This is a genomic window from Synechococcus sp. PCC 7335, assembly GCF_000155595.1.
Taxonomy (GTDB): Bacteria; Cyanobacteriota; Cyanobacteriia; order Phormidesmidales; family Phormidesmidaceae; genus Phormidesmis.
Window position 1 is genome coordinate 231,753 of record NZ_DS989904.1, and the last position, 20,987, is coordinate 252,739.

Below are 20,987 nucleotides of genomic sequence, written 5' to 3' on the forward strand. Positions count from 1 at the left end.
CCAACGCCATTGTCAAATCTGGGCTAAATCTGGGCTAAATCTGGCGATGCATTAGCGATCACCTCTTCTGTTTCTGGTGAATCTACTGCTGCGCTTGGAGCCGAGGCTTGATCTGCTGGGTAGAGCCCAAGTTGGTGACTTAGCTCGCGGGCGATAAACACGAGAAATTTAGCCGAGTCAGGATTGTCGTGATGGGCAAAATAGCTGGCGGCTCTCATAAGTGCTTGAACAAACTCTCCATTGAGCAGGTCAGGTTCGCTATTAAGGATCTCAGGTTCTTTTCCATTAGGGCACTGCAGCAGCCGATCAATCAATCTCAAATGGCGAAATTGAAGCGAGTCTTTTTCGGACGTATTCGATGAGTCTGTCATAGGAATTCTAGGAGGGATAGGGTCCAAGCTAAACAACGTTAAATAACCGAGCTAAATGGCTAAACGCTAAATGACTAAACTAAACAGCAGAATTAGTCGCTAAATATTCGAGCGGTAAGCTATCGGGGATTAAAGAAGGAGAAGCAGGTTCTAAGTCCTTGAATAAGACAGTACTGAGGTAGCGCTCTCCAAAGCTAGGCTGTACCATCACAATTAGCTTGTCAGCGTTTTCAGCTCGCTTACCGACTTGAATCGCAGCAGCCAGAGCGGCTCCGGTAGAAATTCCAGAAAGAAGACCTTCTTCTCGGGCCAGTCGACGGCTAAAAGAAATGGCCGCTTCGTCAGTAACGCTCACAACTTCATCAATGAGATCAACGCGCAGAATATCTGGAACAAAGCCAGCGCCGATCCCCTGAATTTTGTGCGGGCCTGAGCTGCCCCCTGAGAGCACAGGGCTGTTCTCTGGTTCTACCGCGATCGCCTGAAAACTCTCCTTTAGAGTCTTTAGCCGCTCAGCTACGCCGGTGATTGTTCCACCTGTGCCCACACCGGCTACAACAATATCGACTTGACCGTCGGTATCAGACCAAATCTCTTCAGCGGTTGTCTCCTGGTGAATTTGAGGATTAGCAGGGTTCTTAAACTGTTGAGGAACAAAGGCATTGGAAAGCTGAGTAGCAATCTCTTCAGCTGCGGCGATCGCTCCACCCATCCCTTGATTTCCCGGCGTCAACACCAGCTCTGCGCCGTAAGCTTTTAGCATCGCGCGCCGCTCTGTGCTCATAGTCTCAGGCATCGTTAGGATCAGTCGATAGCCCCTTGCCGCCGCCACCATCGCTAGACCAATACCCGTATTGCCAGAAGTCGGCTCTACTAGAACTGTTTCCCCAGGCGTGATCGTACCTGCGCGTTCGGCCGCCTCGATCATATTGGCTCCGACCCTATCCTTGACAGAGGCCGCAGGATTCATTCCTTCTAGCTTGACTAAGATTTGAGCTAAGCAGCCTTCCGACTGAGGAATGCGGTTGAGCTGTACTAGCGGGGTACGGCCAATCAGCCCAGTCACATCTTTGGCAACTCTCATTGGATATCTCCTATTTATAAGTTCTACGTACTTGATAGAACACAATCAGCGATTGATGCTGTTAATTCAAAATTAAGCGGTGAAAGGTGATATAAGCGCGGCTAATCTAGCTAAGTGGGTAGCTGTCGCCTGGCAACAATGTTGAAAAGATGCCAGTACTTTTCTTCTGCAAGTGCGGTTTTACCTGGATGTTCCTCTTCATCTAATAGCTCTATGTCGAAGGGGAGCAGCAGCTGTTCTACTTGCGATCGCGTATGGTGGCTGCGGTTGGGATAGGTTCTCCAATCATCGCGATCACCAAACAAATGACCGCAGAATCGTCCGCCCGGTCGCAGCGCCGTTACGATCTTCTCCCATAGCGTAGGAAAATAGTCTGGTGGACAGAACGGTAGACAAAAACTAGCGTTGATCAAATCGACGTTATTAGGGAGATCTAGCGTTTCAAATCTCTGTATCTGTGTAGTTAGAAGCGTAAGATCGGCATCCTGACGCTGTCGTAGCTGACCGATTGCCTCCGGCTCACCGTCAATTCCCAAAACCGACCAGTTTCTTTGCAGTAGCTCTACCGTGTCGCGCCCATTGCCACAGCCCAAATCGACTGCAAACCCAATGGGTTCGTCCGATCGCGGTTTATCTGCTATCGGCGGTGATAATTCAGCTGCGAAGGCATCTAACGCCATCACCAGCGTTTCTCTGGGTGGACGAGCTGCTACCGCCTGGTAGTAATCATTCCACGAGTGATGAGGTGATAGCTGCGGTGATCGCACAGCCTCACTCAGGTCGGTTTTGGGTTCCATGCCGTTCTCCTCCAAGCCACTCAGCATCAAGATCCTAGAACAATGAGATCCTATAACTAGGTTGCCAGAGCTGGAATATCGTTGCTCAACAGCGCCAGCCAATCTGTGATCCGCTGATCTGTTTTGTCGCTTTCATTCACTTCATCAAGCGGCAGACCAACAAACTTCCCATCTCGAATGGACGAGGAGTGTTCGAAGGAATAGTCTTCAGCAGAAACAGCACCGACTAGCTTGGCGCCAAGAGCTTTGAACTGGTCATAGAGCGTGCCCAAAGCACCCACAAAATGCTTGCCATGCCCAGTACAGTCACCTGCACCAAATATAGCAATTGTTTTGCCAGAGAAATCAGGCTTGTCAATCTCCATATCAAATAGCGGTTCACGCCAATCGTTTTGGACTTCGCCAGCGCCCCAGGTAGAGCAGCCTAGCAGTAGATAATCGTATTTCAGCAGATCATCTACATCGTCAAAGTCCTCTTCCATACTGTACAAATCACAGAGATCTTCACCAATTTCAGCCTGAATCTTCTCTGCGATTTCTTCTGTCACACCAGAGGTGCTGCCATAAAAAATTCCAATGTTTGCCATTTTTAGTGACTCCTATTATTACAAACTTTTCATTACAAACTTTTGACACAACTCGCGATATAGCTATTCCAAAGGCCCCGCTCAGTAAGCGCGAGTACGAACATAAATAGCCTGAATCATAGCTTGAGTAAGCGCTACCGAATCTGAATGAGTCCGAACAACAAATCGAGGGAATCGCTGCTCTAAGGTAATAGGCGTACCTGGCGACAATCCTAGTCGTCTGATCTGGTCAGCAACTGTTGGGTCAGTATTGTCACGGACTCTAGCTATCACCCCCCGTTCGCCCACATGTAGCAAGCTCAAAGCAGCGCCTGAAACAGTAAAACCAGTAAACATAGATAGTCTCTAACCTGATGAGATGGACTCAGAAAAACTAGCTGGTAAGACCTAAATCAAGTAGGCTTCCATATGAGTTTTGATTGTTAAATCTGAGCGGGGATAGCTGGTACATAGCAGCGCAAATCCCTTCTCAATTTGCTCGTCTTCTAGAAAAGACTGATCTTCTTGATCGACTTCACCTTCAACAATTTTGCCAACGCAGCTAGAACAGGCTCCGGCCCGGCAAGTGTAGGGCAAATCGATATCATTCTCTTCTGCGGCATCAAGAATATAGGCGTCATCTTCTACGGGGATGGTGACGTCGATCTTCCGCTTCTTATTGATCAAACGAACTTGATACGTAGTCATCATTAAGTCTCCTAATAGATTCGAGTTACAGTATTCAATTGATAGATTGCGCTCAAATGTAAAGGCTTTAAGTACAGGGCACGCCTTCTGGGCCACAGTCACCAGCTTGGAAAGACTTCCCGCAGCCGCAAGTATCCGTAGCATTAGGATTAGTAAACTTAAAGCCGCTTTCTAGCAAACTGTCGATGTAGTCAACAACCACGCCATCTAGCAAAGGCGAACTTTTTGGATCAACAAAGACTTTCAGACTGCCTACTTCCGTTATCTCATCTTCGGGATTAGGAGCATTAGCAATCTTGATATCGTATTCGTAGCCGTTGCAGCCACCATCCTTAACAGCAAATCGAACGCCTCTAGTTGAGGCAGAGCCAGCAGTACTACGAACAAAGGTACGTAGCCTCAGCTCGGCTAGTTCAGTGAGTGTAACGGTCATAAGATTTTCCTCGAGGGTATGTTTGTAGATAAGATCGTGAGTACTTTGGTAAGTATCGAGGGCAAGCAGAATATTGAGGACAGGCAGAATATTGGGCACAAGACTGCCGAGAACAGGCGTCGCGCTCTCTAAGGAGCCTATGCTTTTCAACAATCACTGGATAGAGCATGACGGTTAATAAGATAAGACTTTTGACTAAAGCAGAAGCCGTTATGAGTCCTACAATTAGACAAGTCACACTCGCCAGACCTGCTAGAACGCGACTAACCTCATTGGGATGCACTTGGGCCCATCGTAAAGAAACACCTGCAAAGCAGAGAAAGGCAAAGGTTAGTAAAGACATAGGTCATAAGGGAAAATCGACAACAGAATGTCAAAGAGCGCCGCAAACAGCACAGTCTGGGTCGTGGTAGGCATGGCGCTTGTTAAAGTCAGCGCGGGCTAAATCCATCGTTAGAAGCTGGCCCAATAAGGGTTCACCCAGTCCCGTGATAAGTTTGATAGCCTCTAGCGCAGCAAGGCAGGCAAGCGTACCAGAAACAGCACCGAGGACGCCAAATCCCCAACGATCCCAAGTGGGTTTTTCAGGAAAAAGACAGGTGAGACAGGGCGTTTTGCCCGGTACGATAGTGGTTAGGTAGGCTTCCATACTGTTCATAGCAGCCTCTATCATCGGTTTGCGTTGGCGTACGCAAGCGCCATTTAATAAGTCTCTTTCTGTAAAGTCAAAAGCACAGTCAAGGGCAATATCCGCATGCTGCAAGAGGCTCTCAATGTTGTTGTCTGTCACATATTCACAGACTGCCTCAATCTCAATGTCAGGATTGAGCTTTGAAAGAGTTTCTTTTGCTTTGAATACCCGAGGGGAGCCTACCCAGTCATCGGTCATGAGTACTTGACGGTTGAGATCGTCTCGTTGAAGATCGCCGCCTCTAACTAAGATGAGCTTGCCGACACCTGCTACTGCTAAATACAGCGCTGCTGTTCCGCCTAGTCCGCCAACGCCTGTGACTAGCGCCGTTGTGTTCTTCAGTTGGCGCTGCCCGGCTTCACCGAGTCCTGGCAGCATCATCTGGCGGCGATAGCGTTCAAGCTCGGTCGATGTGAACGTAGTGGATTCTAGCAAGGTAGGTGTCGGCAACATGATTATGACTCCACTTCGATATCTGAGAGCATAACAACGTTTTTGGGCGTGTCTTTAAACACTTTGAACAGCTTTTGCTCTACTGAGGAAGAGGTGAGAAATAGGTCGTAAGCGGTTTGCAGCGATCGCCTGTAGTCAGTCAAGATCTGCTCGTCGCTTTGACCTTTGTCAACTGCTTGCACAAGTTCTGAAAACTTTCGCAGAATATGCAAACGATTGATGTTCAACATTTGAGGATCATAGGATAGACCAAAAAAGTCAAAGTACTCTTCTGCATCTTTTAGACGGTTGAATTGGGAGAGTGTTTTTGTCAAAGTTCTCACGAGGTCGCCTCCAAAGTAGTGAGCTGTTGTCTTAAATCAAGAAGCTGGCAGTAGATATCGTAAGTACGAGCGGCCGCTTCAGGAAGCTGGTCAAGATCGGCGGGTAGCCCTTCAGCAATATCGTGCAGATCCATCTTCATTTGGCCTGCTTTGCTATTGAGCTTGCGAATCTTTTTTTTGAGCGCTTCGAGTTCGGTAGGAGCAATTGTCTCAGGCATGGGAAGGAACGATGAATGATGAACAAGATGTGAATAGGTTGATCGATTTAGACATCGCAAACTTCGGGAAAGCGCTGGGCTAGTTCAACCCCTTTCTTGACAAGCTTTTCGCCTTCAGCGCTAAGTTTTTCGAGAGAATCGAAGCCAAAGCGATGCGCATCTCTTAGCGTTTTGGAAACTAGAATCAATCGGCCTGAGAAAACTAGTGCCCAGCCAAACCCTTCATGACTCATGTCAAGCACAACTTGAGAGAGCTGTCCAGTTTCAGTTTCGATCAAGATGGCGACCGCTCGGTAGAAGGCATTGATTCGTGAAAGTGTAAGCGGATCGACCTCTCCTTCAACCGGGATAGCTCGCTTCTCTTTTTTAGAGAGAATATAGGGCTTGAGTAATAGCTCATCTGCCCAGTGCCGATAAGTGCCATAGGCATCGTTAGCTCGAATCTGCTGCACGATGGCCTTGATGAAAGTTGATTCACTGGCCACAAAGGCCGGATTCAAATCAGTTGCTACAACAGAACTCATACCAAAACTTCCTCCACAGTGTTGTCAGCGGTGTTGTCCAAATCATCTTCAAACTTATCTGGGGGCGCGGCTTGAGATAGCCGATTCTTAAGCAGCGCTTTTCTGAGCCAAGGCGGCGGACTGCCGTTGAGTGTTTGTACCAAACGGGTAAGCACATCTTGAATCTCTGCATCATCAGACTGCGCCTTGATCGGCGTGATATTGCGCCCAATTAGCCGTGCTGCCGCGCCACCGCCGATAGCAACCACATAGATAATGGTGCAATCTGCCAGGGCTTTTATTTTGGGCTCTAGCTTATCTTCGTTACCATCTTGGTTGAGATTACCGCCGAAGGTCAGCGACTCTACGAAGACTGAACCAGTAGGATCAACCTCATAAACGTCAATCTGTTTGGCTGAGCCAAAATGGGCATTGATATGAACAGAGTCGTTGGTCGTAAATGCAATTTTCATAGGATTGTCTCCTTTCAAAAAACCTTTTGCATGTTCTCTATTGAAGCTCTTCGTCCATAGGCGGCTATAGACCTTCTCGCCAAGCATGAACTTGGGCATGAGTGTGGGCTTCATCAGCTTCCATAAAAATGTTGCCGATATCGAACAAAAGCTGCGTCGTACCGTCATAGCCAACGCTACAGCGGCGTCCATTCCCTAGGCGATCAAACACCGGAAATCCCATCCGATAAAGCGGAATCTCTAGCCGCTGGGCAAGTGATTTAGCACTCGAATTAGCAATCAACAAATCTGCACCCTGAGCTAATTCTTCAAAGTCTTCTAAATCACCAATTGTCACTGTATCCACAGGCAAATCTTTCAACAAAACAGACTTGGTAGTGGTAACAGCGGCGTGAACCTCAGCCCCCACAGAAGTCAGCCACCAGGCGATGCTGTGCAACAAATCAGGCTCCAAGGCTAGCGCTACTCGCTTACGATTGAAGAAGAAATGAGCATCGAGGATAGCATCTTGAAGCTGACAGCGTTGCTGACGAAACGTTTCGGGAACCGGGCGGCTGCTAATGTCGCTCAGAGTTCGCAAAAAGCTATCGACCGTATCTAGGCCAGTGAGACCATCGAACAGTTTGAATTCGGTGCCGAACCGCTGCTGTAGGATCTCTGCAGAGAGCTTCATGCTATGGCCTACTGCCAGAGTAAAGGCAGATGTGCTTAGTGCCTTGATTTGATTTAACGGTGTACCGCCGCTGGTATTACCTGAATAGTTTCTATCAATGAGATGGCCATCTAGAGAAGTTGATAGATCGGGAAGCACCACAGGATTTAGACCAAAGGCTTTTACCATATCTTTGAGCGCCTGCACGTCGCCAGGTGCAAGAGAAGGGCCTGCTAGCACAGTGACCTGAGACGGTAACCCCGGTACTGCGTAACTCAGCGCTTCTGAGCCATCGAACTGATTGTCGCTATCGCTGTTTGGAATATCTCGAACAATCGCTTCGACAGCAGCAGCATAGCCATCTTGCAAAGCACCCTTAAAGTCAGGGGTGGAAGCGTAAGCAAGAGGAAGTGCGGCGATTTTAGGATTGCGATCACGCAATTCTTTCAAAATTCCCCGCATATCATCGCCCCGAGTTTCGGTTAGACCAGTGCTACAAAGTCCAACAATCACTGGGTTCGACTTTTCTAGCAGGGTGAGTAGCGCCGTCTCGATATTGTCTTCACCGCCCAAGATAGTGGTCACTTCTGACATGGCTGTGGTTGACATGGGAATTGCTTCGCGGAAGTGCCGTACCAGCATCACCTTCGCAAAAGCCGTACAGCCTTGGGATCCATGCATCAATGGCATCATGTCTTTGATACCTAGATAGGCAAGGGTAGCACCAAGCGGTTGGCTTTGCTTTAGCGGATTGACGGTGACAGCTTTGCGCCGGGCAACCACTTTGGTGGGCTCTGCGCGTGGTTTTTCTGTTGATTCTTCTGTTGGTTCCTCACTTGGGCTCAAAGAAGCAACGCTAGGCTGCCAGGGGGCAGGCGATCGCACCTGCTTCCAAATTGGGCTATGCAGCGCCCCATCTAGCTCTTTGGCCATCTCGATCATGCCGACATATCCAGCATAGGGATGGTGTCGTTCTTGGTTGATATCTAGAAAAGGAATTCTTGCTTTTAGCGCTGTGTATTGATTGCGTCCGCCAGCAATCAGCATATCGGCATTGGTTTTTGCAATCACCTCCAACAGTTTCTTAGCATTGCCCTTATCCATCATGATGCCGTCTTTACCCAAGAGCTTTTTGATCCGGGCCTTATCTTCTTCGGTACTCTTTTTAGAGCTAGTCGCTACAACGTCGATGCCCAAATCATTAGCCGCAGAGATAATCGACCAGCTTTTGACACCGCCGGTATACAGCACAATCCGCTTACTTTTGAGCCGCTGACGATAAGGTGCTAATGCTTGATCAAGCTTGGCAGTTTCAGCTTTAATCAAATCATCTGCTCTAGCTTGCAAGTCGGCATCACCTAGCCTAGCTGCGACATTGCGTAGCAGATGGTTGACATCCTCTACTCCGTAAATCGACTCTTCAATATAGGGAATGCCATAGCGCGTTTCCATCTTATGCGCCATGTTAATCAGCGCCTTAGAACAGATCATCACGTTGAGCTTGGCTCGATGCGCACAGGCAACTTCGTGATAGCGAGCATCTCCAGTAATCTTAGAGAGCACACGAACGCCTAGCTTTTCCAGCAGCGGCAGTACGCCCCACATTTCACCAGCGATGTTGTATTCACCGATGAGATTAATGTCGTAAGGTGTCGTGTACTCAGGCTCCCGGGTACCTAAGACATACTCTAGCAAGGCCTCTCCACCAATGCGGTTACCCAAGTTCTTACTGCCGACAAATCCTGGCGAGGTAACCGGCACAACTGGAATGTCAAACTTCTCACTTGCGGCCTGGCAAACTGCCTCTAGGTCATCTCCAATCAGTGCTGTGACACAAGTAAGATAGACAAACACCGCCGCCGGACTGTAGCGAGATTTGACTTCCTGAATCGCCTTATAGAGCTTCTTTTCGCCCCCGAAGATAATATCGTTCTCACTCAAGTCGGTCGTAAAACCCATCTTGTAGATCATCGGGCCAGAAGATAGGCTGCCTCGGCTTCCCCAAGAGTTGCCTGAACAGGCGATCGGGCCATGTACAAGGTGAGCTACGTCGGTGATTGGCACAAGTGCAATACTGGCGCCATCGAAAGCACATCCGCCTTGCGCTGCGCCGGGCTGGGCCGTTTGTTGACAAGCTTTGTTCTTTCCTTTCTCTCCTTTCTTATGGTTATGCTCACAGCCCGGCTGGGTAAGGAGTTCGTTAATTTTGCCAGCGCTCATTTTCATGGTTATACACCCTGTTCATACAAGAAATCAGCCGCACGAAAGCGAAGGTCGACGAGTTCATCCGCTAGCGGATTGATCTCGCACAAAGACGGTAAGTGCAGAGTACGACCAAACAAGATCAAGTCATGTCCGTTAGAGCAAGTGTTGGGCACAAGCCGACAAACCCACTTGGCAATGCGAACGTTATGAACTTCGAAGGCATTTAGCCACGCTCGCACTGGCGCTAGTGGATGAACTGATAGAGTGGGCGGTTTGAAAGGGGAGGGTAGAAAGTTCATGAGACTAACTCCGAGTGCGAGAAAACATGTGAGAAAAGATAAACAAGATGACAGCGTTTACCAGTCTTCTTGTTCGATCAGCGGTGGCCGATCTTCGGCTAGCTCCAATTCTCGGCCTAGACAGCCGACCACTTGGTTAGATTCGAGAAAATGAACAGAGTAGATGTAGGCCCTTTGCAGGTAGGTGCCGATGCTGACAATAAAACCGATATCGCCTGGTTTAGCGAGTAGTGCTCCTTTGTCTTTGCCAGGGAAGGTACCGTCGTTACGGATCTTTTTGAGAATCTTCACGCGGCTGCCCAAGTCAAAGATAGGTGCGGAATCAATTTCGATTTCTTCACTAAGACGCATGGGAATGGGGAAGAGAGAGTAGAGCAGAGGTAAGAAATTAGGGACTTTGGGTTAGAGACTTAGGGACGGGGAGAAGTAGGGGTTTCGCCTGAAGGCTAGTTTCCTATTCTCCCCATCCTTTATCTTCCTAGCGAATCAGGTCAAAGGAGATGTCAGTCTTCGCCGGGACGATGGTCTGACGATCTAGCTCATCGAGAATGGTGTTGATGATCCAGTTGAACTGGTTGATCGCGCCTTGGTAGCCTAAGGTGGCATAGCGGTGCATGTGGTGCCGATCGAAGATCGGGTAGCCAATGCGGACGAGCGGTGTGCCTGTATCGCGCCATAGGTACTTGCCGTAGGAGTTGCCAATCAGCAGATCTACCGGCTCAGTAAACATAAGCGATCGCAGGTGCCACAGATCTTTTTTGCCCCAGATAGTGGCATCTTGGCCGTAAGGACTGTTGGTGAGCACCTCACGCAATTCGGCCTCAAAGTCTGTGTTCGAGTTAGTAACCACAATATGTACTGGCTCAGCGCCCATCTCTAATAGGAACTGAGTGACGTTGAACACGTGGTCAGGATCGCCGTAGAGCGCAATTCGCTTGCCGTGAATCCAGGCTTGTGAGTCAGTCAAAGCATCAACAGCGCGGCCTCGCTCCTGCTGTAGCTCTTGGGGAATTGGCTTACCGGTAATCGCAGAGAGATTCATCAAGAACTCGTCTGTTCCCTTGATGCCAAAGGGACGGAAGTTGTAGGTTTTTTGTCCCCAAGCTGTAGTGATAGTCTCTTGCGTTTTCGGCGTGGTGTACTTCTGGAAGAAGAATGACCCTTCAGCATTGATCGAATCAGCAGCATCTTCCAACGTTGTTAGCCCGTTGTACATTTTGAATTCGCCAGTATTTGGAGAATCAAAGGTATCTGAGTTATCAGAGAGGATGGTGTAGTCGATACCGAACAAACCTAGAATTCGCTTCAGCTCGCGGATGTTGCCGATGTATGGATCAAAGCCCAGATTGAAATTAAACTTGCCGTTAGTCGTTTCAGCTTTTTTGTCTTTGGTCAAGTTAACCAAGATGCTTTTCAGCATATTGTCGTACCCAGTAATGTGGGAACCGACAAAGCTAGGCGTATGAGCGAAGGGCACTGGCAGCTCTTCTGGAATGTGACCTTCTTGCTTAGAAGTTGTCACAAATGCGCCTAGGTCATCTCCGATGACTTCCGCCATGCAGGTTGTACACAGCGCAATCATCTTAGGCTTGTACAGCTCATAGGCGTTCTCCAAGCCTAGCTTCATGTTCGCTAGGCCACCAAACACGGCTGCATCTTCTGTCATCGAAGACGATACCGCCTGGAAAGGCTCTTTGTAGTTGCGAGTGAGGTGGGTGCGAAAATAAGCCACACAGCCCTGAGAGCCATGGCTGTAAGGCAATGTGCCTTCAAAGCCAGAAGCAACAAACAAAGCGCCCAAAGGCTGGCAGGCTTTCGCCGGATTCACAGTGAGTGAAGTTCGCTCAAAGTTCTTTTCGCGGTACTCCCAAGATTTTGTCCATTCGGCGACTTCAGCCACTTTCTCATGAGAGTGCGCCCCTTCATACTGGCGCTTGTCAGCAAATAGATCTTGGTATTCGTTATTGACGAAGAGATCAAAATGGTCTTGGATTTTTCCAGGTTCAACCGGTGGATTGCCAGCCCCATTGCCATTAGATTCTGGGGTGGGGGTCGAGTTTTGAGTATTGTCAAGGTTGTCAGTCATGGTGCTCTCCTTTGTGAGAGAAAAATCTGAACAGAGAAAGATGCTAACAAGGGAGATGGGAAACCGAGAAAGTGGAAAACGATGGATAGCTTTATCTCCCTAAGTCCCCACTCCCCTAAGTCCCTACGCCGCCTCCCAAGGGGTCTTAATCAGTGACCAAGTAGGATTGTTGATTGCCAAGTCCATATCGCGGGCGAAGACTTCAAAGCCTTCATAGCCGTGGTAAGGGCCGGAATAATCCCAGGAGTGCATCTGGCGGAAAGGCAATGCCATCTTCTGGAAGACGTACTTCTCTTTAATACCAGCCGCGATTAGGTCAGGGTTGAGCTTTTTAGCAAACTCTTCAAACTCGAAGCCACTGACATCGTCATAGATCAAGGTGCCTTCTTCAACATAGTCAGCCGTCCGCTTGTAGTCATCCGCATGGCCAAATTCATAGCCTGTGCCAATTACTTTCATCCCTAAGTCTTTGAAGGCTGGAATGATGTGACGAGGGCGCAAGCCACCGACCATCATCATCACGGTCTTCCCTTCTAGGCGAGGGCGGTACTTGGCGATGATGCTATCCATCCGGGCTTGGTTAGCCGCGATCGCTTCTTCTGCTTTTGCTTGAATCGTCTCATCAAACTGAGCCGCAATCTTGCGCATGGAATTAGCAATCTGCGTGGGGCCAAAGAAGTTGTACTCTAGCCAGCCAATGCCATACTTCTCTTCCATGAAGCGGCAAATATAGTTCATGGAGCGATAGCAGTGGATCAGGTTTAGCTTGGCTAAAGGTGCCATCACCACTTCATTGAAAGAGCCATCTCCAGAGAACTGAGAGATTACCCTTAAGCCCATAGATTCCATCAGCTTGCGACTAGGCCAAGCGTCTCCACCAATGTTGTAGTCACCCACAATGTTGACGTCGTAAGGACCCGGCTCAAAGCCTTCGGGTAGCTTGCGGTATTCGTCGGCCTTGGGCAGCACCCAGTCACGCACGGTGTCGTTGGCAATGTGGTGACCTAGCGACTGCGAAACGCCTCGGAAGCCTTCACAGCGAACAGGCACGACTGGCTTTCCAGTTTCTTTCGCCTTCGCTCTAGCGACTGCTTCGATGTCATCTCCAATTAAGCCTACCGGACATTCCGATTCAATCGTGGTGCCTTGGCTGAGTGGAAAGAGTTCTTCGAGTTCGTCAATGATTTTAGCGAGCTTTTTATCCCCGCCAAAAACGATGTCTCGCTCTTGAAAGTCAGAGGTGAACTGCATGGTACCGAAGGTATCTACCCCGGTTGTCCCCACGTAGTAGTTCCGCCGACCTGACCAGGAATAGTAGCCGCAGCCTACCGGGCCGTGGCTGATGTGAATCATGTCTTTGACAGGGCCCCAAACTACCCCTTTCGCACCTGCGTAGGCGCAGCCACGGGTCGTCATCACACCGGGAACAGATTTTTTATTAGACTTAACGCCGCAGTCAGAGGCTTCGGCTTCTTTAACGCCGAGGTGCTTGGAGCGTCTCTTTTTACCTTTCTCGGGGTACGCTTCTAGTACCTCGTCAATGAGATCTTTTCTATCTTCTACAGTAGTCATAATGCCCTCTCAGTAAGTGTAGGGAATAGTGAATGGATTGGTCTTGAGATGTGGCGGCTTCAATGAAGGAAAGCGCCAAAGAGATCGCCACATCTCAATCCAAGTCAGTTAAGCAGCTAAGAAAGCTAGTTTTTTGCAACAGCTCTATACAGTAGCGACTTCCTTATCAGCTGCTAGCGCTTCTTGATACTGCTCATCACTATCCAAGATGCCGAACTCAATCAACAGATCTTCAAGCTCATCCATGCTAATGGGTGTTGGAACGGTCAGCTTTTTGTTGTTGATGATCTTCTCAGCTAGCGCTGTGTACTCTTTAGCCTGATTGCAGTCAGGCGCGTACTCATTCACTGTCATACGACGCAGCTCAGCATGCTGAACAACATTGTCGCGAGGAACAAAGTGAATCATCTGAGTGTTGAGCTTAGCGGCTAGAGCTTCGATTAGCTCGATTTCCCGGTCTGTATTCCGGCTGTTGCAAATTAGACCGCCTAGACGAACACCGCCAGATTGAGCGTACTTTAGAACGCCTCGAGCGATGTTGTTAGCCGCATACATGGCCATCATCTCACCCGAGACAACAATGTAGATCTCTTGCGCTTTGCCTTCTCGAATAGGCATGGCGAAACCACCACAGACAACGTCACCGAGTACGTCGTAGGAAACGAAATCAAGATCTTCGTAAGCGCCTTCTTCTTCTAGGAAGTTAATAGCGGTGATGATGCCGCGACCTGCACAGCCAACGCCGGGCTCAGGCCCACCAGACTCGACGCACTTAACGCCGCGATAGCCTTCTTGCAGCACCTGGTCAAGTTCGACATCTTCAACCGCGCCGAGTTCGGCAGCTAGCTGTAGCACGGAGGTTTGGGCTTTGCTGTGGAGCATCAGGCGAGTGGAGTCAGCCTTCGGGTCACAGCCCACAATCATGATACGTTGGCCTTGCTCAGCCATAGCGGCCAAGGTGTTTTGGGAAGTGGTGGATTTACCGATACCACCTTTTCCGTAAAATGCAATTTGTCTCATAGGTCAAAAGTCTCCTAGTTTTCGTCGAAGGGAATGATTAAGCTTATTGCGTGAATCGAGCGTTTCGTGCAAGTTGAGCGTCGGCAACTATTCAACAGAATTCGGAGGGGAACGCTCAACGGTCGGCGTGGGATGGATAATATTCATGACATAGAATAGAAAGCTGGGAGGAATCTTGAGTTTGAAGAAATTCTGGAGGAAGTCTGGCCGCTTGACCTAAATGTCACTCTTTCTAAGCGGGAACAACAACAATTGTAGAAGAGACTTTTGCTTGCAAACTGGTCTCAATAGAATTTTTCAAGGTTTCGCTACTGCTCGCACAGCCACCGCAGGCACCTGTGAGTAGAACTCTTACAACATCGCCATCAACGTCGTAAAGTTCAATATCACCCCCATCTGCTAATAGAATAGGTCGAACATCTTCGGCAATGACTTGTTGAATGAGATTGATCTTTTGCATGGGCGTGAGCGGCTTGTTCGTCGCCTGGGAGGCTACTTCTGAAGCGACTCGCGCTGATAGAGCTGTTCTCTCTTGCTGTACCTCAATCAGCAAATCTTCAATGCCGGCTTGACAGGTGCCGCAGCCACCGCCTGCTTTCACATAGTTTGTAACCTGTTCAACAGTAGTTAGATCATTCTCGATGATTACTCGGCGAATGCGCGGCTCGGAGATACCATAGCAAGAACAAATCAGTTTGCCATCATCATCTTCATGCTGCTCAACCTCGATGCCACGGTATTTGTAGATTGCAGCTTCTAGAGCTTCTTGTCCCATGACCGAACAGTGCATCTTAGCTTCAGGCAAACCACCTAGGTAGTCGGCAATATCTTTGTTGGTAATTTCTAAAGCTTCGTCAAGTGTCTTTTGCTTGATGATCTCTGTTAACGCAGAGGAAGAGGCGATCGCACTGGTGCAGCCAAAGGTTTGAAAGCTTGCGTCTTGAATAGTCTCGGTAGATTCTTGAATCTTCAGATGCAGCCGCAGCGCGTCACCACAGGCAATGCTGCCTACTTCACCGTAGACCACTGCCACGTCGGGCTCTTGAGGATCGGTGATCGCCCCCTGGTTGATTGGGTTGTAAAACAAGTCAAGTACTTTTTCAGAATAGTCCCACATGGCAGTTTCTAGGTAATGATGAACGACAAGATTAAGAGGGGGTTTGAACTAGGTCTCGGCTCTGTAGCCAACCAGATTCGTCGCTGTTAAAAGGAGACATCGCTCGCAGTTTTTCAACAATGGTGGGCATGACGCTAATCACCTGTTGAATCTCAGCTTCGGTAGTGAAGCGAGAAAGGCTAAAGCGAATAGAGCCATGAAGAATGGTATAGGGCAACCCCATCGCCGTCAGTACATGAGAGGGATCCAGCGAGCCAGACGTGCAGGCAGAGCCAGAAGACGCGCAAATACCATGCTTGTCGAGCATGAACAAAATGGCCTCGCCTTCAATGTATTTAAAGCCAATGTTGGTGGTATTTGGTAAACGAGTCGTGCCGCCGCCGTTTACTTCGCAGTTAGGGATAGTTGCCAGGAGCTGCTGCTCTAGCAAATCCCGCAGCTGGGCCTCTCTATCGACGGTTTGCAAATGCTGTTGGGCTATTTCTGCAGCTTTGCCCAAAGCAACAATACTAGCCACATTCGGCGTTCCAGCCCGGCGTCCACGCTCTTGATGTCCGCCTAGTAAAAAAGGACGAAAACGGAATCCGCGACGTGTGTACAAAGCTCCAATACCTTTGGGTGCGTGGAGTTTGTGGCCTGAGAGCGTGAGCAAATCGATAGTGCTATTCTTGAGATCAATTGGAATCTTGCCAACGGCCTGAACAGCATCAACGTGAAAGGTTGCACCACATTCTTTGGCGATCGCCCCAATCTGTTCTACCGGAAACACCACTCCAGTCTCATTGTTGGCATACATGGTTGTCACCAGGGCTGTTCCCCCAGTTACCGCCGCTTCTACCTCCATTAGATCGAGCTGACCGCGCCCATCTACTGATAGATAAGTGACGGTATAGCCCTTCTTCTCTAAGTGCTTACACACGTTGAGAACTGCTGGATGCTCTACCGCTGTGGTAACAATGTGGCGCTTCTCAGGCTGGGCAGCGAGGGCCGCATGAATAGCGGTGTTGTTGCCTTCGCTACCGCAGCTATTAAAAACAATTTCTGTACTCTCTGCGCCTAGAAGCTCAGCCACTTGGGCTCTAGCATCCTGAATAGCTGCGCCCACTTGACCACCAAAGCTGTGCATGGATGAAGGATTGCCGTAGAAGTCACTTAAATAGGGCAACATCGTCTGTAAAACAGCAGGGTCAATTTGAGTAGTGGCGTTGTTGTCTAGGTAAGTGACCATAGGAGTGACTCCAGTGAGAATTGTAAGATTGGCTTGGGCTATGCTCAGTCGCCGGACTAAGAGAATTAAGAAGTTAGGGGGTTAGGGGAGCGTTTGTGCCTGTTTTAGCTTGGGCTTGAAGCTTTTCGAGGCTTTGAGAGTAACTGTCAAACCAGTCGTTCCAGTACTCTGATTGAGGTGACTGTTTTAAACGAGAGACCCTTTGTTTATAGGCAGCCTGCCAAGCTTTCCAGTAGTCTGCTGTAGTTTCTATCGCGCTGCCCAGTGTGAAGGCGCTGCTCCTGCCAGAGAGAGATACACATCCTCCCTCGGTAGGGCAAACGGCCCAGCATTGAGGAACGCTGTAGAAGCCTTTGCAGTTGTTGCACAAGTCAGCATTGATTTTAAAGGTCGCGCCGTTACGCTCAATTGCGTTAGTCGGACAGGTGGGGATACAGCGTTGACAGCTAATGCATTTGTCGGTGATAGCGTAGGTCATGGCTCAACTGCTCTATGAAATAGAGCGATGAAGGGTTTTCTACACATAAACTGTTTGCAGAATGTGCTCGTTGTAATACTCCCTAGCAACGGCTTCAATCACGTCGTAGGCTTCAACTACAAACAATCCTGCTTTTTGCAGCTCCTTGGCGGGGCAGGGGCCTACTTTAGAGGCCAATACAGCTCTGCAATCAGCAATCGTTTCAATAATGTTGGTTAAAGTAGCCTCTTCTCCATAGCCGCCCTGGCAGTAATCGGCGACTTTGCGGTGACCGACAAATTTCGCTTCAGCGGCGTCTACTTCATAGATCATGAACTCTTTGGCATGCCCAAAGTGTTGGTTAACTAAACCACCGCCTTTAGTAGCCACGGCAACCAACACTTTAGGAGACTCGGCTGATGTTTGATCTGTGTTAGCAACAACTTTTTGAGCAGCGGCTTTCTTCTGAGCGATCGCAGCCTCTGTTTGTTTGATATCTTGACGAACGGCTTCACGCTTCTCAGCGTTGTAGCCGACTGGCATCGTCATAAACTTCTCTTTGGTGAATTCCTGGCTGCGGTCTTCGCCCAACAAACCCACAGCGTCAGCGCGACATTGACGGCAGTGCCGCATGATTTTCATGTTGCCAGCACAGGCATCTTGAACTGTTTTAAGTTCTTTCGGGGTAGGGCCACGCTGTCCATTAAGACCAAAGTAGGTGCCATGCTCAGGCTTAGAGATCAGCGGCATAATATTGTGTAAAAATGCGCCGCGATCACGCACAGCCTGATTCACTTCTGGCATATGTTCATCATTGATGCCGGGAATCAAGACCGAATTGACTTTGCACAAAATGTCAGCATCTCTAAGGGCTTCTAAGCCCTCCATCTGCCGCTGGTGCAAAATCTTGACTCCTTCGATGCCGCGATAGCGCTTACGGCGATAGTGCACCCAAGGATAAATCTTTTCACCAATAGCCGGATCGACCATATTGATGGTGATAGTCACATGATCCACATTGAGCGCTTTGATACGATCCACGTAGTCGGGCAACATCAGACCGTTGGTAGAAAGGCAGAGCTTGATATCAGGTGCCTGCTCAGCAACTAGTTCAAAAGTACGAAAAGTCTTTTCAGGGTTTGCTAGCGGATCGCCAGGGCCAGCAATGCCTAGAACAGACATTTGAGGAATCTTGCCTGCCACAACCAGCGCTTTATGAGCGGCTTCTTCAGGTGTTAGCAGTTCGCTAACCACACCTGGGCGACTCTCATTAGCACAGTCGTATTTGCGATTGCAAAAGTTACACTGAATGTTGCACGCTGGCGCAACAGCAACATGCATCCTGGCATAGTGATGATGAGCTGATTCGCTATAGCAGGGGTGATTTTCAATCCGGGCTTTGAGCGATTCACTAACAGCAGGTTCACTGGTGGATGTACAGCCGCAACCGCCAGACTTTTTAGGCGGCGTGGCTGTAAGAGCGGTTTGGTGCTGCGGCGTCATTGCTTTGTGGGTGGTAAGGGTGGGAGGTTGAGAAGGGTGGGTTAGGTCTTCTAGGCCACGGAGTAGTTCCAATCGCGAATGAGATGGGGGTGCGCTACTTGACTAGCTCCTGGATAAGGAGAGTAAGAATTATGAGGGCGGCCCAGCAAGGTTGAGTTCGCGTGAAATTACAGTGGCCTGACATTGAGTGCTCTACTATCGTTGAGTCGTTGAAACCATTAAGCCAATCGTCAAAAGAGAAAGAAGCTCTAACCGAGCGAAGGCTGACAATTGTCTCTTTATGGACTTCACCGAGTACAACAAATGGGTTAAAGACCAATGTTTGAAGACCTAGGTGTTCGTCGATGAAAGAGTTATAGCAAGGGTTAAAAGCGCTTCTCTCTAGATTCACTCGATAGGATTTATTGAATGATTAACGCTGCACTCAATCCCTACAGCCTTTGAGAATGAAGGGGATCTTTTTTTTGGTAGATCAAGGTACTAGTATTTATGCACGGATAGGCTGGTATTTATTTACCCTGGGTCGAGCATTGCTGCACTCAGCTAGATTGTCGATACAGCAAGGGATTGGGGCTGCTCCATCTAGTTATAGACACACTTTTCGAAGAGTACTCAAACGTCCTTTTTTGTAAAATCAGATACTGGGAAACGCAATAGGCTAAAGACTAGAATTTGCTGTCTGTATCATACTCGACAGTTTCCTATCTTTTCTAGTAACAAAATATACTTTTTTTGTATGGCTTTGTTGCATAAATCAGCCATGAGTCAGCCATTAGATAGAGAGAGACAACTGCAGTCATTCTCTTAGACTCAAGAAGGTAACTAGCTAGCATGTCTAGCCGCGTCATACGGACCTTTGAAAACGAGCGAATTCTTTTAGTCGGTAGGCCCCTATTAACGTCAGTTCGGGTTAAGCAGCAGGGGGAAGTTCCCATTCCATATGGAGAGAAGGCTTCTTCGGTTGGTGGCAATAAGCAATCAGTCCACAGAGGATGTTGACCCAGCAGTTGACCGGACTACGGTGACGAGAATGCTCTATCTGCGAAATGTTCTTCAGTTGGTCGATAATCGTTTCGATGATGGAACGTTTGCGCGAGAGTAGCTTGTCAGTTAGCCGCACTAGCTGGTTCTTCATGTTGCACCGAGGCTTAGCAAAGAACTCGATGTTGAACGCGTCGAGTAGTTGCTTGGCCAGCTGCTTCGATACATAGCCTTTGTCTGCGCAGACTTTTCCCCATAGTCCAGTAAGTAAGTCAAAGGCGGGCTCACGGTCGTCCGTATTGCCCGGGGTCAGGGTGAGGTTGAGTAGTTCACCGCACTCGTTCACCACGAGGTGTAGCTTGAAGCCATAGAACCAGCCGACAGAGGTTTTGCCCCTAGCTGCCGTATCTTTGCAGACCTTATGCTGCCAGATCCGACGGTTGTGGCAGACCGATAGACTGGTCGCATCGATAAAACTAATGCCTGTACAACGGCCGAAGCAGCGCTTCAGATAACAACACAAGGGAAACAAACAAGAGGGCGTCCATTCGACAAAGCGGTTATAGCTGACTAGCGTTGGAAACGCTTGCTTCCAGTACTGGCATACATGATGAACGTAGTAGTGTTTGAAGGTGCGGTAGTGGCTTTGGTGAAAGCCGATGAGTATCGTCATCACTTCGCTTAGGCTCAGCGAACGAGCGCGTTGTCGCGTCTTTAGATGGTGGCTTAGCAGTTGACGCTGCCAGAGGGGTTCAAACACTTGGCAGAAGTCATCGACGTGGCAGAACAGTTCTTCTAAGCTGAACATAGTGGAGGATAGGGCTGATGGGTTTTACAACTTCAGCTTACCTATCCTCCTTTCTTCGAGCTTTCCTTATCCCGAACTGACGTTATTAGGAACGGTTGATTAGCTATCGCCGTCTTTCGGTGGCTGAGACTTCGATGCTCTTTCTCAATACTGCTTTTTGTAAAAACTTTGGTGAAAAGGTCGCATCGAGCTATCTAAACCGGCATATGAACAAGCTGAAGGTGAACTGCTGTGTATCTAATCGCATGAGTCAGGTTAAATGATCAGATACAGCTGGTAGTGTCCTAGACGTTCAGACCTAGACACCTATGTCTAGACGTTCAGTCTTGGATTTTGCAGGAGGTAGCCTATAACCATGATTGAATGCTTAGCGCGACCATTCATGTTGTTCCTCATCATCTACCAGCAGAAGTAATCGCAGCAGATCTAAAGGGATATA

The 20,987-nt window shown here is 48.9% G+C and carries 23 protein-coding genes; all 23 read right to left on the minus strand.

Annotated features, from left to right (window positions below):
- Window positions 1-23: 23 nt before the first annotated feature.
- The 23 genes from S7335_RS00950 to S7335_RS01065 all read right to left on the minus strand — a co-directional run bounded on the left by S7335_RS00950 (window position 24) and on the right by S7335_RS01065 (window position 20,548).
- Entirely contained in the window at window positions 24-371 is a 348-nt protein-coding gene (locus tag S7335_RS00950) for a hypothetical protein (protein ID WP_006456279.1), read from the minus strand.
- 79 nt (window positions 372-450) lie between these two features.
- Complete coding sequence (gene cysK, locus S7335_RS00955; RefSeq protein ID WP_006456084.1) at window positions 451-1,455, minus strand: cysteine synthase A; 1,005 nt, start codon at window positions 1,453-1,455, stop codon at window positions 451-453.
- A gap of 110 nt (window positions 1,456-1,565) precedes the next feature.
- A complete protein-coding gene (locus S7335_RS00960; protein WP_006454177.1) occupies window positions 1,566-2,252 on the minus strand; it encodes a trans-aconitate 2-methyltransferase in 687 nt (228 codons plus the stop codon).
- 56 nt (window positions 2,253-2,308) lie between these two features.
- Window positions 2,309-2,839 carry a flavodoxin gene (locus S7335_RS00965; RefSeq protein WP_006457118.1) on the minus strand — a complete coding sequence of 177 codons (531 nt, stop codon included), beginning with the start codon at window positions 2,837-2,839 and terminating at the stop codon, window positions 2,309-2,311.
- Between the two features lie 81 nt (window positions 2,840-2,920).
- Window positions 2,921-3,175: a ferrous iron transport protein A gene (locus S7335_RS00970; protein ID WP_006456624.1), complete on the minus strand. Its 255-nt coding sequence runs from the start codon at window positions 3,173-3,175 to the stop codon at window positions 2,921-2,923.
- A 51-nt stretch (window positions 3,176-3,226) separates the two neighbouring features.
- Window positions 3,227-3,526, minus strand: coding sequence for a 2Fe-2S iron-sulfur cluster-binding protein (locus S7335_RS00975; RefSeq protein WP_038015354.1), 300 nt, complete (start codon window positions 3,524-3,526; stop codon window positions 3,227-3,229).
- Between the two features lie 67 nt (window positions 3,527-3,593).
- Window positions 3,594-3,959, minus strand: coding sequence for an iron-sulfur cluster assembly accessory protein (locus S7335_RS00980; protein ID WP_006457093.1), 366 nt, complete (start codon window positions 3,957-3,959; stop codon window positions 3,594-3,596).
- 373 nt (window positions 3,960-4,332) lie between these two features.
- The gene (locus S7335_RS00990) at window positions 4,333-5,103 is read right to left on the minus strand and encodes a HesA/MoeB/ThiF family protein (protein WP_006454552.1); all 771 of its coding nucleotides are present in this window, start codon (window positions 5,101-5,103) and stop codon (window positions 4,333-4,335) included.
- A gap of 2 nt (window positions 5,104-5,105) precedes the next feature.
- A complete protein-coding gene (gene nifW / locus S7335_RS00995) occupies window positions 5,106-5,426 on the minus strand; it encodes a nitrogenase-stabilizing/protective protein NifW (protein WP_006455740.1) in 321 nt (106 codons plus the stop codon).
- On the minus strand, window positions 5,423-5,644 hold the full coding sequence (locus S7335_RS01000) for a CCE_0567 family metalloprotein (RefSeq protein WP_006455319.1): 222 nt from the start codon (window positions 5,642-5,644) through the stop codon (window positions 5,423-5,425). Before S7335_RS01000 ends, nifW begins: the two co-directional genes overlap by 4 nt.
- A 47-nt stretch (window positions 5,645-5,691) precedes the next feature.
- Window positions 5,692-6,168 (minus strand): NifX-associated nitrogen fixation protein, encoded by a 477-nt coding sequence (locus tag S7335_RS01005; protein ID WP_006454692.1) that lies wholly within the window; start codon window positions 6,166-6,168, stop codon window positions 5,692-5,694.
- Window positions 6,165-6,620 carry a nitrogen fixation protein NifX gene (nifX, locus tag S7335_RS01010; protein WP_006456261.1) on the minus strand — a complete coding sequence of 152 codons (456 nt, stop codon included), beginning with the start codon at window positions 6,618-6,620 and terminating at the stop codon, window positions 6,165-6,167. Before nifX ends, S7335_RS01005 begins: the two co-directional genes overlap by 4 nt.
- Window positions 6,621-6,684: 64 nt before the next feature.
- The gene (locus S7335_RS26540) at window positions 6,685-9,498 is read right to left on the minus strand and encodes a bifunctional nitrogenase iron-molybdenum cofactor biosynthesis protein NifEN (RefSeq protein WP_006453728.1); all 2,814 of its coding nucleotides are present in this window, start codon (window positions 9,496-9,498) and stop codon (window positions 6,685-6,687) included.
- A gap of 2 nt (window positions 9,499-9,500) precedes the next feature.
- Window positions 9,501-9,776, minus strand: a complete 276-nt coding sequence (locus S7335_RS01020; RefSeq protein ID WP_006457138.1) for a Mo-dependent nitrogenase C-terminal domain-containing protein — start codon at window positions 9,774-9,776, stop codon at window positions 9,501-9,503.
- 57 nt (window positions 9,777-9,833) lie between these two features.
- On the minus strand, window positions 9,834-10,127 hold the full coding sequence (locus S7335_RS01025; RefSeq protein WP_006455367.1) for a nitrogen fixation protein NifZ: 294 nt from the start codon (window positions 10,125-10,127) through the stop codon (window positions 9,834-9,836).
- Window positions 10,128-10,254: 127 nt separating this feature from the next.
- Window positions 10,255-11,862 carry a nitrogenase molybdenum-iron protein subunit beta gene (gene nifK / locus S7335_RS01030; protein ID WP_006453464.1) on the minus strand — a complete coding sequence of 536 codons (1,608 nt, stop codon included), beginning with the start codon at window positions 11,860-11,862 and terminating at the stop codon, window positions 10,255-10,257.
- A gap of 123 nt (window positions 11,863-11,985) precedes the next feature.
- Complete coding sequence (gene nifD, locus S7335_RS01035; protein ID WP_006453870.1) at window positions 11,986-13,434, minus strand: nitrogenase molybdenum-iron protein alpha chain; 1,449 nt, start codon at window positions 13,432-13,434, stop codon at window positions 11,986-11,988.
- A gap of 144 nt (window positions 13,435-13,578) precedes the next feature.
- Window positions 13,579-14,454 (minus strand): nitrogenase iron protein, encoded by an 876-nt coding sequence (gene nifH, locus S7335_RS01040; protein WP_006457679.1) that lies wholly within the window; start codon window positions 14,452-14,454, stop codon window positions 13,579-13,581.
- A gap of 232 nt (window positions 14,455-14,686) precedes the next feature.
- A complete protein-coding gene (gene nifU / locus S7335_RS01045) occupies window positions 14,687-15,571 on the minus strand; it encodes a Fe-S cluster assembly protein NifU (RefSeq protein ID WP_006453463.1) in 885 nt (294 codons plus the stop codon).
- 31 nt (window positions 15,572-15,602) lie between these two features.
- The gene (nifS, locus tag S7335_RS01050; protein ID WP_006454118.1) at window positions 15,603-16,799 is read right to left on the minus strand and encodes a cysteine desulfurase NifS; all 1,197 of its coding nucleotides are present in this window, start codon (window positions 16,797-16,799) and stop codon (window positions 15,603-15,605) included.
- A 73-nt stretch (window positions 16,800-16,872) separates the two neighbouring features.
- Window positions 16,873-17,277: a 4Fe-4S binding protein gene (locus S7335_RS01055; protein WP_006454945.1), complete on the minus strand. Its 405-nt coding sequence runs from the start codon at window positions 17,275-17,277 to the stop codon at window positions 16,873-16,875.
- A 39-nt stretch (window positions 17,278-17,316) separates the two neighbouring features.
- Window positions 17,317-18,831, minus strand: a complete 1,515-nt coding sequence (nifB, locus tag S7335_RS01060; RefSeq protein ID WP_227499924.1) for a nitrogenase cofactor biosynthesis protein NifB — start codon at window positions 18,829-18,831, stop codon at window positions 17,317-17,319.
- 838 nt (window positions 18,832-19,669) lie between these two features.
- Window positions 19,670-20,548: an IS982 family transposase gene (locus S7335_RS01065; protein WP_006455578.1), complete on the minus strand. Its 879-nt coding sequence runs from the start codon at window positions 20,546-20,548 to the stop codon at window positions 19,670-19,672.
- Between the last annotated feature and the right edge of the window lie 439 nt (window positions 20,549-20,987).